Here is a 12,946-nt window from a genome sequence, read left to right as displayed (position 1 = left end):
TAGTCACTAATTGTGGCTCTGTTTGCGGTAATGAATTTCTGGTTGCAGTTATAAAACCATACTTCACAATTTCCTGAAGCTAATCAATTTAAAGGTTCATATTAACCATTTTTCTGGTGAAACAACAAATTTGACAAGATCAATTCATTAAAAATGTGTAAACGATTGCGCATTTGAGTGAATTCACATAGATTTCCCATTTGTACCAATGGGTCAGTGACCTTTAATCCTTACTATTTTCACAAAATGAAATTCATTCCTATCTTGTTTTTTGGCCTTTCATGTCTGTTTTCTTGTACCGGTGATGTCCCGATGGCTTCTATTGCTATTCGTAACCCATCGGATTTAGCCCGGAAGGAGGTGATTACTATGGCGTTGAATGTGGATGCAGAAAAACCATTGCAAGGGCTACTTAATGGAAGAACAGTACCGACAGAATTTATTGATGAAAATGAAGATGGCATGATTGAGAAAGCCCTGGTGCTACTAGAGCTTGAGCCTGGAGAGACTACAAATTTGGAGATAGTGACCTCAAATGGCTCTACCAATTTCAGCAAAATGACTCAGGCGGAGTTATCCGTCAAGCAGGGAGGAGCATGGACGGAGAAGGAATACGTTGGCGGATCATTTGTGAACCTTGATTTTTTAAGGGTACCTGATCAGCACACTGATCACACCTATTTTGTCAGGTATGAAGGGCCGGGCTGGGAATCGGACCAAATGGCTTACCGCTTTTATCTGGATTGGAGAAATGGAATGGATGTGTTTGGAAAGTTGAAGCCGGAACCGGTTTTGCAAAGTGTAGGTCTGGATGGCTTTGACTCTTATCACGAATTGAGTGAGTGGGGGATGGACTTGCTGAAGGTGGGGAAGACTTTAGGCCTGGGCTCAATCGGACAATTTAGGAATGACACCCTTCATCGATTTAGGGTGGTTGATTCAGTAACCTGTCAGATTGTGAAGAATGGATTACTGGAGTCAGCAATCAGGACTAACTATTATGGATGGGCCGATGGGGGTGATCGCACTGATTTGAGGTCTGCCATTAGCATTCAGGCAGGCTCTGCATTGACCACTCATTCAATAAGCTTTAGCAATCCAATAGATGGTTTCTGTACGGGGCTGGTTAAGAATGTTGGGGAGGAGTACGTCAATGAAGTGGTTGATAATTATCACATTTTTGCGACATATGGCAAGTTTAGCTTGAACGATGACAAGCTGGGGCTTGCAGTGATTGTGGAAACACCTTCCATTAGTGAGGTAGTTGATGGAGCAGGAAGTCACGTAGTTTTGTTTAATCCATCAGAGGAAGTTACTTATCACTTTATGGCGGTCTGGGAGAAAGGTACCAATCCTATCCAATCAATGGATAGCTTCATGACTTTATTAAGGAAAGAGGTCCTTCGCCTCAATCAGCCACTTCAGGTTCTAGCCGTTGATTAATTAAGGTATCCATCCATTGAAAATAACTTCAAGTTCATAATTGGCAGCTGTTGTTGGGTTCAGGATTGTTGCCCACCTTGCTCGTTCATTCATGTGAGCTCCGGGGCCTTTAGAGGCATACTCAGCATAGCTTACTGTGGTTTCTTTTTCGGCAGACCCCCAGTTGTGCCAACCAACAGGGAGAATGTGATTTTCCATATAGCATTCAATGAATGCAGTTTTTGCATAACTCCTCCATGGCCTTCCCAGATAAACCTTGTTCACAGATTCATCCATTTTAGTAATTCTGCATTTCAAAAATACCAAACCAAATTGAGCAGATTTAGGGGTGGAGGCTGCGGTGATGTACGAGTTTGACCTGGACACAATGGTGCAGTTTTCGAAGATGACAGTGGCTCCTCCAAAGATGAAATCGGTAGTTCCTGAAATGTAACAATCCTTAAAGTATTGCCTGAAACCTTCTCCGGCTGTATAGACCGTATCCTGATGCCCCTGGATATTACAATTGATCAACTGAATTCTATCTCCTTCCAGGTACAATGCTATTGCCTGACCTATTGGGCCAGAGCTGTTTATAATTGTTAGGTTTTGCAATCGAACATCGTTGGCCTCTACTTTGAGAGTAAATGTGTGAAAAGTGCTGTTTCTTCCAAGGTTTATCGAGGCGAAATGGTCACCCCAAAGGATCCTTGTACTATCGGTACTTTCTCCTTTCAGGGTGAGCCTGTTGTTCCAGGAGAAAATGGTCACCTTTTCTCGATAAACTCCATTCTTAATATAAATGGTAATGTCCTGTTCCGGGAAAGCTTTAGTCGAATAGATGGCTTCCTGAATGGAGGTGAAATCTCCTTGTCCGGATTTGTCTACCACTATTTCAGTGGCATACTGAGCCAATCCATCGAATGATATGACGACCATGAGGGTGAATAGCCAGAGTTTTCTCATTTTCAGAAATATGAACAAAGTGAATGATGATCAGGTCAAATTGTGTGCAAAGGATAGCACAAAATGAGCGGTAATGAAAGGATTGGCGAGGAGAGAGTGATCGAATCAGGGTGCATTGAGGTGAAAAAAATAAATGGAAATACATGGGTATGAATGAGATTTAAATATTGTAATAAGAGATGCTTACAATGATTAGAGTTAATTGCATGTTAATGCTCAATGCTTTGCTTATATTATTGTAAAATCGTTAAAATAAATAGGCGAAATGAGTAAATAACTGATTTGCTGAGCTGGTTAATTCCGTAAATATTGAATAATTAATAATTGTTAAATTCGGATTTATCAGAATAATTCATTTGTTTAGAGGAACTTTTTCAACCAAAAAGAATGAAGATTATGAATAAATTCTACGGGTCAACATTACATTTCGGGCTTTCAGGCTCATGGGAGAATCTTTTTTTTGATCGCAGAGTGCAATCGATTACACAAAATGTGAGTTCAGATTTTAATCACATTACCTTTTAATAAATCCACTAACCTATAATATGATGAATTATGTGTACTAAAATCACTATTCGCAAATCATGGATAAAGGTACTTTTCTTACCAATATTGGTACTGGTATCTATGACAAGCGCAACAGCCCAAGATCTGACCGTAACAGGTACGATTACTGATCGGGAAACAGGAGAGGGTCTGCCAGGAGTGAGCGTTGTAGTTCAGGGAACTTCAGAGGGAACGATCACTGACATTGAAGGAAACTACAAGGTGACTGTTGCCGAGGATGCAACATTGACTTTTAGTTTTATTGGTTACGCTAACCAAATAATACCAGTCGCCGGGAAAAGTACTATCAACGTGTCAATGGATGTTGATGTACAGGCATTGGATGAAGTGGTAGTGGTTGGTTATGGTACTCAGAAAAAGTCAAACCTGACTGGGTCTGTGGTTTCTGTAACCGGAGATGCTTTGAAGAAGGTACCTGTGGCGAGTGTAGCAGAGTCATTGACTGGCCGTTTAGCCGGAGTGCAAATATCTACCACTGAGGGCTCACCCGACGCAGAAGTCAGGATAAGGGTCAGAGGTGGGGCTTCCCTGACGCAGAGCAGTTCACCGCTGTTTATTGTGGATGGCTTTCCTGTCAGCACTATATCGGATTTATCCCCCTCAGATATCAAGTCCATCGATGTGCTAAAAGATGCCTCATCAACGGCCATTTATGGCTCTCGTGGAGCAAACGGAGTAGTAATTATTACTACTAAGAGTGGTACTGAGGGTAAAGTCACCGTGAATTATAATTCCTTTTATGCCGTGAAGAAGATTGCCAAAACCCTGGATGTGCTTGATCCGGAAGATTACGCCAGGTGGCAGTACGAATATGCCGTACTGGATGCCAGTGAGGAAGGTGATTACTCATCTTATGAGGACTACTTCGGATTATTTGGTGACCTTGATCAATATGAAGGACAAGCAGCCAATGACTGGCAAAGACAGATATATGGCCGCACAGGAACCACTTTTAGTAATGATCTCAGCATCCGCGGTGGCGGCCAAAAGTTCAATTACTCAGCCAACTTCGCAAGGTATGATGACAAGGCTATTATGATTGGTTCTGACTATGTGAGAAACAACATTACCTTAAAATTCAAAAACTCTCCGAATGATAAGATTGATCTGAATTTTTCATTGCGTTATTCTGATACAGAAATCAATGGGGGTGGAGCCAATGAACAGAACGAGGTATCTTCTGCGGACTCCAGATTGAAACACGCAGTAGCGTATGCACCTATTCCGATATCGGGTGTGAGTCTGTCAGATGATACCAATGAGCAAACTTCAGGAGACCTGGTAAATCCGATTGTTTCCACCAATGACAATGACCGATTGCAAAAACGGAATAATTACAACATCGCAGGGAGCTTTGCCTGGAAAATAATTGATCCATTGCAGCTAAGCACTTCTTTTACCGTGGATAACTACAATTACCAGGATAATCGTTTTTATGGGGTGACCACCTACAAAGCAAGGGATCGCTCACCTGCATTCCCCAATCAGCCGTCAGCACTCTTTAGCGATAGAAAAGAGGTAAGACTAAGAAATACCAATACAGTGACTTATGATGTTCTCAAGGGGGAGTTACATAACCTAAAAGTGATGGGGGGTCATGAAATGCTATTTACCCAGACCAATGAGTTGGAATATGAAATTCAGGGGTATCCAGTATTATTTAGTGCAGATGAAGCTTTCAAGCTGACCACACAAGGCCAGTCTATCTATGCGGATAACAATTTTAGCCCGGATGATAAGCTGTTGTCATTCTTCGGAAGGGCTAATTATGATTATAAGAATCGCTACCTAATCAGTGCGGTTTACAGAGCAGATGGATCCAGCCGATTCAAGGGAGACAATGTTTGGGGGTATTTCCCGTCATTATCTGCCGGGTGGAAGATTACCGAAGAGAGCTTTATGAGCGGGTTGACCAAATGGATGTACTTATTGAAACTTCGGGCCAGTTATGGGTTGGCAGGGAATAACAATATACCAAGAGGCCAGACCGTACAAACATTTGAATCCAGAAATACCACTTACATCAACGATGTAAATAATTACTGGGCGGCTTCTACCATCATGGCCAATCCTGACTTGAAGTGGGAGACCACCGAAACTAAAAATATCGGATTGGATTTTGGCTTGCTTCAAGGCCGGGTCACCGGTACGATAGAGGCTTATCAAAATAACACCCGCGACTTGCTGATTCGTTTCCCTGTAGCAGGTACAGGCTATGAATATCAGTACCGAAATATGGGTGAAACGGAGAACAAAGGGATCGAACTAAGCCTTAATGGTATCGCTTTGGATAAAAAGGACTATGGCCTGAATTTCAACTTCAATATTGCTTTCAACAGAAATAACATCAAATCACTTGGCGTGATGGACGAGTTGGTGGGCACGGAAGTAACCACTGGATGGGCTTCTACTCAGATTGCCAACGACTACCTGGCCCGAGTAGGAGATCCAATTGGCAGGATGTACGGATATGTATCTGATGGTCGGTATGAAGTAGATGATTTCGAAGAATATGATGAGAGCTCAGGACAGTGGGTACTCAAGGAAGGTGTGGTGACTTCAGATGGTATATTAACGCCACGTCCGGGAATGATGAAATTGATGGATCTTGATGGAAATGATACCATTTCTATCGATGATAGAAGGTTTATAGGCAATGCCAACCCCAAACATACAGGTGGTTTTGTGCTCAACGCCTACGCTTATGGATTTGACCTCACGGCCGCCTTCAACTGGAGCTATGGGAATGATATCTACAATGCCAATAAAGTGGAGTTCACTTCAGCCAATCAAAACAATCAGTATCGAAACCTGATCTCCGCTCAGGAAGAGGGAGAGAGATGGACTAATATAGATTGGAATACCGGTCAACTGATCACTGACCCTGCACAACTGGCGGCGGTGAATGCCAACACCACCATGTGGAGTCCATACATGGATCGGTACATCTTTAGTGACTGGGCAGTAGAAGATGGATCCTTTCTAAGGCTCAATACGCTCACTTTAGGTTATACTTTACCAGAGGCGATTATTGAAAGAGCCCGTATTGAAAATCTTAGATTCTATATCACGGGTTACAATCTGTTTATCCTGACAGACTATACGGGATTTGATCCTGAAGTGTCCACCAGACGAAAAACCCCACTCACACCGGGTGTGGACTACTCAGCCTATCCACGTAGCAGGCAGTTTACTGTTGGCATGAATCTTACATTTTAATCCAAATGACATTGAAAATGAAAAAGATATTAAACATAGCTCTTGCTGGTGTGCTGATTTTGAGTACCACAACGTCTTGTGAGGATTACCTGGAAGCACCGGCCAAATCTACTCTGGATGAATCGAAGATATTTTCGGTTTATACCCTGGCTAAGGGTGCCGTAGATGGCATTAAGGAACCATTTGGGCAGACTAACTCATACAGAGGTCGCTTTCTGCCCTATTATGGGATGAACACAGATGTGGAGTGGAACAACAACTCCAATAATTCTGATGACAACTACGACTTGGTGAAATACAACGCGAAGCCCAATAATGACCAAATGAATACAACCAACAATGCCTGGGCCATGATGTATTCAGGTATTGAACGAGCAAATATTTGTATTCGTGGGCTGCGTAACTACGGGGATGTAGAGAACGATGAAAATATGGCCTACTTACTGGGAGAGGCCCTTACCTTGCGAGCTGTATATTATGCAGACCTGGTCAAATCCTGGGGAGACGTGCCAGCAAGATTTGAACCAATCACTACGGAAACCCTGTACTTACCGAGATCCAGCCGGGATGTCATTTATAAACAGCTACTGGCAGATTTGGAAGAGGCCGCTACAGTGGTGCCCTGGCCAAACGAAACATCAAGCACCGCTTCTGTTGAGCGGGTAAATAAAGCTTTTGTCAAAGGACTAAGAGCCAGACTGGCTTTAGCTGCGGGGGGGTACTCGCAGTATGCCGACGGTGTACGACTCAGTACTGACCCGGAATTGGATCGCGCAACCATGTATGGAATCGCGTTGCAGGAATGCAGAGATGTGATCGCAAGTGGTACAGCACGTCTCGAAACTTCGTTTGAGGACTTGTGGAGAAAGTTTAACCAAGATGATGTAACTGCCGGAGGGGAATCGCTATGGGAAATTCCATTTGCCGCAGGGAGAGGAAGGTGGTTATTCACATTTGCCGTAAGGCATTTGAGTGCTGATAAGTACACCGGTCAGGCCAGAGGTGGTCAGGGTGGTCCGTTGCCATTTGTGTTTTATGATTATGCTCCCAATGATTTGCGTAGAGATGTCACTTGTGTGCCATACCAATGGAAAGACGTGAGCCCTTCAGAGGACATTGCTCAGCAAGAGCCTACCGGCCTGGATCAGTGGATGTTTGGTAAATACCGATATGAATGGAAAAACATTCGTGTGACTGCATCCAACGATGACGGAACCAACTTTATGTACATGCGCTATGCGGAAATTTTACTCATGGCGGCTGAAGCTGCCTATGAGCTTGAGGGACCTGATGCCGCCAAACCCTATTTGAAAGAAATTCGCCAGCGCGCTTTCGATCAGGCGGACTGGCCTACTCAAGTGGATGCCTATCTGGGTGGGTTATCCGGATCAGCTGTTTTTGATGCGATCGTCGAAGAGCACAAACTCGAACTGTGCGGTGAAATGCAGCGAAAGCAGGCCCTCATCAGATGGAATCTGCTAAAGACAAAACTGGATGAAGCGAAACAAAAGATGTACGACCTGAGAAGTCAGTCAGGTGAATATTCAAATGTACCTTCCACCTTGTATTACAGACTTGCAGAAAATAACGAAACCCTGGAATTCTATGGATTGGAGAGGGGTGAAACAGACAATAAGTCAGGTGAGTATAGTGACAACATTGATTGGGCGGTAGTGGATGAATTGGATGATGAAAAAATTGAAACCATCTATGTTGGAAACCCCGATGAAAACCAGTTTTGGCCGATCTGGCAAGTTTTTATAGATGGTAGCAATGGACAGTTGACCAACGATTTACTGAATTAAAAAAGGATGAATATGTATACCAGAATTAAAAAATTCACAGGAATCTTGCTATGCGCACTTTCACTGGTGCCTATGGCTTGCGAGGATGACATAGATCCGGTCATTGAAGAACTCACAAAATCGAGGGCATTTGCTCCGGTAGGACTTGAAGCCCGGGTGCGTAACCAGGTAGATATAGAGCTTAGCTGGACCGCAGATCCTGATGTTGACCAATACGTTATTGAGTTCTTTCAGGATAGCCTTCGGTTTTCTGGTGATCCCGTCAGCACTGCTGTAGTAGACGATATACCCACAGCCGGAACCATTACCTATACAGAATCCCTCTCGGGTGAGACCCGCTATTCGGCCAGAGTGAGAGCAGTGACTGAAGGGCTGGAAGAGTCTAACTGGGCCATCGTCACCGCGCGGACGGATGCGGAGCAGATTTTCCTCCCACTGCCAGGTGAAAATGTACAGGACACTTACGCTACGGTAGTTTGGCAGCCAGGAAGTGAAGTAACTCACCTGTTAGTGGTGCCAGGCAATACATTGGTACAGATTTCAGCGGCTCAGGTAGCCGCAGGAGAAGCCAGAATCGATGGGCTTTCTGGAGCAACGGATTATATCGTGACCTTGTACAACGGCATCAAAAGAAGAGGGACAGTGACTTTTTCTACTTTGAAGGAGGCCAATGTTACCGCTAATGATGACCTAAGTGCCGTTATTGATGCCTCGGAAGAGGGGGCGATACTTATATTAGCAGCAGGCACCTATAACCTTGGAGGAAAAGAGATTACAAAGTCCATAGTTATCGAAGGGCAGAAATGGTACGACATGCCAGTGATTATTGGGCAGTTTTCTTGTGGTACTCCAGTAAGCTCCATTACACTGAGGTATCTCAATATACAAGGGCAAGATGACTATGGTCAAATGTTCAATGCTTCTGCCTCAGAGTGCAACCTGGGTACCCTGGTTGTTCAAGGCTGTGAAATCAGTGGCTATAGCAACAATATCCTCTATAGCAACAGTGGAGGAACCTATGGAGACATTGTCATTTCTGACACCTACATCCATGATATTCCCGGTGGAGGAGGCGATGGTTTCGACTTCAGGGGAGGAGCTGTCGGATCTCTTACGATAGAGAATTCCACCATTGCCAATGGCATACGAACACTCCTGCGAATGCAAGTGGCAGCTGATGTGGCATTTAGGAATTGTACTTTCTATAGGGCTTGTATCGCCGACAATAGCAACAACAGAGGGTTCTTTAGAATGTCCGGAGGTGGCACCTCGCTTGAGGTTAGCAAATGTCTGTTTGTGGAAACGGGTATTGAGGGTAGTGGTGGAGCCATCTATGGAAACTTTTCAAGGGAAGGCGATATCAGCGAGGAAGTGTCATTGAATTACAGAGATAATTACTACTTCAATACAATTGGTTTATGGGAAGGTGAATACACTGATCCGGGTGAAGTGGATGCGACAGAAGCTAACCCTGGTTTTGTAGATCCGGCAAATGCAGATTTTACTATTACCAATCAGAACCTGATTGATGAAGAAGTAGGACCATCTCGCTGGAGACAATAAGAATGATAAGGCCAATACGCCCTTCAATCAAACAATATGAAACAGTGATATTCACTAATGGACATAAAATTCAATGATATTATGAAACTGTTATCCAATATATTATCAATTCTAATGCTATGTGCCCTGTCGGTTACGGGAGCATGGTCTCAGGATGACCCAAACCAACCTGCAGTTGGTGAATGGACAATTTACAATGCTGATGAGCTGCCAGATGCCGCTGACCCGGCCTGGAGTGCCAGCAATGGATCAGGTACTACCTGGTCGATAGAGTCTGACCCGGTTCGGGTAGGCAACAACTTGTTGGCGTTGGATGGGGCGGATGCTTCAGGAATGTACAAAACTTCAGATTTTGATCCGGTACCTACTGGAGTGACGGTTGTCATGCGGGTCAAAGGTAGGGACCTTACGGCTGATCGATTGACAGATATAGATATGCACATCAATGGTTTTAGGGATCAATTGAATATCCGATCCTCTGGTGAGTTGAGCTTACAGCGCTCAGGTGCTTCTGTAGATTTATCGGGTCTGTTAAATACCTCCCAATGGAATGTTTACCGTATGACCATAGATGCCTCGAGTGGTACTGAGGGGATTGTGAAGATTTACTTAAATGAAAATCCCTTTCCGGTTCTTACAGCCACTACAACTACCACTACAAGCTCAAATTACTTTCGCTTTGGAGATGGAAATAGTAGTCCGACTTACTCCGCTTATGTGGATTATGTGAGCTATGATGTCACAGGAGCATTTTCACCAGCACAAACTCGCTTACCCAATGATCTGACCAAACCTCCCGTGGGGGCATGGACCATTTATCATGCGGATCAATTGCCAGATGCGGCCGATCCTGCTTGGAGTGCCAGCAATGGATCAGGAACTACCTGGGCCATCGAATCAGACCCGGTAAGGGTGGGCAATAATCTTCTCTCGCTGGATGGAGCGGATGCTTCAGGGATGTACAAGACCTCAGATTTTGACCCGACACCTACTGGTGTGACAGTGGTGATGCGTGTCAAAGCCAAAGATCCGTCTGCGGATCGTTTGACCGATATCGACATGCACATCAATGGTTTTAGAGATCAATTGAATATCAGATCTTCTGGAGAGTTGAGTCTCCAGCGCTCCGGTGCTTCTGTAGATTTATCCGGAGTTTTAAACGTGAATAAGTGGAATGTATATCGCATGACAATCAATGCGAGTAGTGGTACAGAGGGGATTGTAAAGATCTACTTGAATGAGAACCCTTATCCGGTGCTTACTGCCACTACCACTACCACTACTAGCTCCAATTATTTCCGCTTCGGAGACGGCAATAGTAGCCCAACCTACTCGGCATATGTGGACTATGTAAGTTATGATGTTACCGGGGCATTTTCTCCTGAACAAACCAGATTGCCTAATGAGGTAACAAAGCCACCCGTGGGTGAGTGGGCTATTTATAATGCTAATGAACTGCCAGACGCAGCTGACCCAGCCTGGAGTGCCAGCAATGGCTCTGGTACCATCTGGGCCATAGAAGCTGATCCGGTAAGCGTTGGCAATAACTTACTGGCATTAGATGGAGCAGATGCCTCAGGTATGTACAAAACTTCTGATTTTGACCCTGTACCAACAGCGGCTACCGTGGTGATGAGAGTGAAAGCAAAGGATCTGACTGCAGATCGTCTCACGGACATAGACATGCACATCAATGGGTTTCGGGATCAGCTGAATATCCGATCTAACGGAGAGCTTAGCTTACAGCGCTCGGGAGCTTCTGTGGACCTCTCCGAGGAGCTAAACGTATCTCAGTGGAATGTATATCGCATGACTATAGACGCGAGTAGTGGAACAGAAGGTATTGTGAAAATTTACTTAAATGAAAATCCTTTACCAGTACTCACTGCCACTACCACCACCACGACAGGCTCTAATTACTACCGGTTTGGAGATGGAAATAGTAGTCCGACTTACTCGGCCTATGTGGATTATGTCATTCATGATGTGACAGGGGCTTACTCCCCCTCACAATCACGACTGCCAGCACAGTTTACGGGTGACGATGAGGGCCCTACACCGGTGATTACTGCCCCGGCTGCTCTTTCTGAATTCGTCCAACATCTGGGAACACCAACTGCCGCTAAGTCTTTTAGTGTATCGGGTAGTGATCTTAGTACGGATATGACCATTACGGCATCCAATGGGTATGAACTTTCACTGAGTGAGACGGATGCGTTTACCACAGATCCTTTGGTCTTGAGCAATGTTGAAGGTACAGTTGCCGAGACCACCATCTACGTCAGGTTAAATTCTGCCGAGCTTGGCACATTTAACGGAGCTGTTACTTTGGTGAGTGGCAGTACCACAAAGGCTGTTTCCCTTACCGGAATGACAATAGTGCCTGAAATCAGCGTGAGCGGAGCGCTTGAGCCATTCAAAGAAAGCGTGAGCTCGGTTTCCGAATCGCAATCTTACTCCATCACTGCGGTCTACCTGGTTGCAGACCTGACTATTACTGCTCCGGATAGTTACGAGGTATCCCTCGATAACACCATCTGGAGTGAGACCATTAGTATTGCTCCGGATAGCGAGGGAGTTATTAACTCAACCAGTGTCTATGTGAGGTTGAACGGAACTGAAACGGGACAGTACAATGGAAATATTGTTCATTCATCTACCGGAGCGACCGATGTACTGCTTGCTGTAACGGGAGAGACGATTCCTGATCCCGGAATTATTGCTTCAGGGGAGTTTGTTGCTTTTTCTCAAAACCTGAATCAGCCATCAGATCCTCAGAGTTATATAGTGTCAGCCACTAATCTTGCTAGCAAACTCGAGATTTCAGTGCCACAAGGCTTTGAGATTTCATTTAACGGAGAGCTGTGGTTGAGTTCACTTTCACTTGCCCCTCTGGATGGAAACGTTGCAAGCACTACAATTTACATAAGGCTCAATGCACTTACAGAAGGTAGCCATAGTGGCAGTCTTGTACATAGCAGCGTAGGAGTTGATGCCGTTTCCTTTTCATTATCAGGAAGTACAGAAGCAGGAGTGGTTTTAGGGGCCTCTTTCGATGATGATCTATTCAAAATGTGGCCCAATCCAGCCACGGATAGAATTTTCATAAAAGGTAAGGCCCTGCAAAATAACCAGCAACTATCACTTTATACCTTGGGTGGAGTCAGAGTGAATTCATATAAGCTTTTGCAAAACAGTGAAGGGGTGGAAATAGATCTTACTACCCTGTCGGAGGGCATGTATGTGATTGAATTTACCGCTGAAGGTAAGAAGGTGACCAGAAAATTCTGGAAAGAATAAGAGAGTCCCCGGTAATAGTAACAGGAACATCCTAGTGGTGTTCCTGCTATTACCGCTATCAGTGTTGGGCTTCTAATTTTTTGAATCAAAATCCTGAGTTTGGG

6 protein-coding genes are annotated in these 12,946 nt (G+C 44.5%); 5 read left to right on the top strand and 1 reads right to left on the bottom strand.

The features are described 5' to 3' along the window. The first annotated feature begins 246 nt into the window (after window positions 1–246). Window positions 247–1,443, top strand: a complete 1,197-nt coding sequence (locus tag RIH33_RS05010) for a DUF4861 family protein (RefSeq protein ID WP_406650847.1) — start codon at window positions 247–249, stop codon at window positions 1,441–1,443. Here the strand turns inward: RIH33_RS05010 and RIH33_RS05005 are convergent, their stop codons facing one another. Further along, window positions 1,444–2,388 carry a pectinesterase family protein gene (locus RIH33_RS05005; protein WP_406650848.1) on the bottom strand — a complete coding sequence of 315 codons (945 nt, stop codon included), beginning with the start codon at window positions 2,386–2,388 and terminating at the stop codon, window positions 1,444–1,446. A 627-nt stretch (window positions 2,389–3,015) separates the two neighbouring features. On the opposite strand from RIH33_RS05005, the gene RIH33_RS05000 reads away from it, so the two are divergent. The 4 genes from RIH33_RS05000 (at window position 3,016) to RIH33_RS04985 (ending at window position 12,842) form a co-directional block, all read left to right on the top strand. After that, on the top strand, window positions 3,016–6,174 hold the full coding sequence (locus RIH33_RS05000) for a SusC/RagA family TonB-linked outer membrane protein (RefSeq protein WP_406650849.1): 3,159 nt from the start codon (window positions 3,016–3,018) through the stop codon (window positions 6,172–6,174). 17 nt (window positions 6,175–6,191) lie between these two features. After that, window positions 6,192–7,979, top strand: coding sequence for a RagB/SusD family nutrient uptake outer membrane protein (locus tag RIH33_RS04995; RefSeq protein WP_406650850.1), 1,788 nt, complete (start codon window positions 6,192–6,194; stop codon window positions 7,977–7,979). 12 nt (window positions 7,980–7,991) lie between these two features. Beyond that, window positions 7,992–9,542: a DUF5123 domain-containing protein gene (locus RIH33_RS04990; protein WP_406650851.1), complete on the top strand. Its 1,551-nt coding sequence runs from the start codon at window positions 7,992–7,994 to the stop codon at window positions 9,540–9,542. 81 nt (window positions 9,543–9,623) lie between these two features. Next, on the top strand, window positions 9,624–12,842 hold the full coding sequence (locus RIH33_RS04985) for a T9SS type A sorting domain-containing protein (protein ID WP_406650852.1): 3,219 nt from the start codon (window positions 9,624–9,626) through the stop codon (window positions 12,840–12,842). Window positions 12,843–12,946 lie beyond the last annotated feature (104 nt).

The sequence above is a fragment of the Marinoscillum sp. genome, assembly GCF_040222955.1.
GTDB lineage: Bacteria > Bacteroidota > Bacteroidia > Cytophagales > Cyclobacteriaceae > Marinoscillum.
Note: the sequence above shows the minus strand (reverse complement) of the source record. Positions and strands in the feature narration are given on the sequence as shown.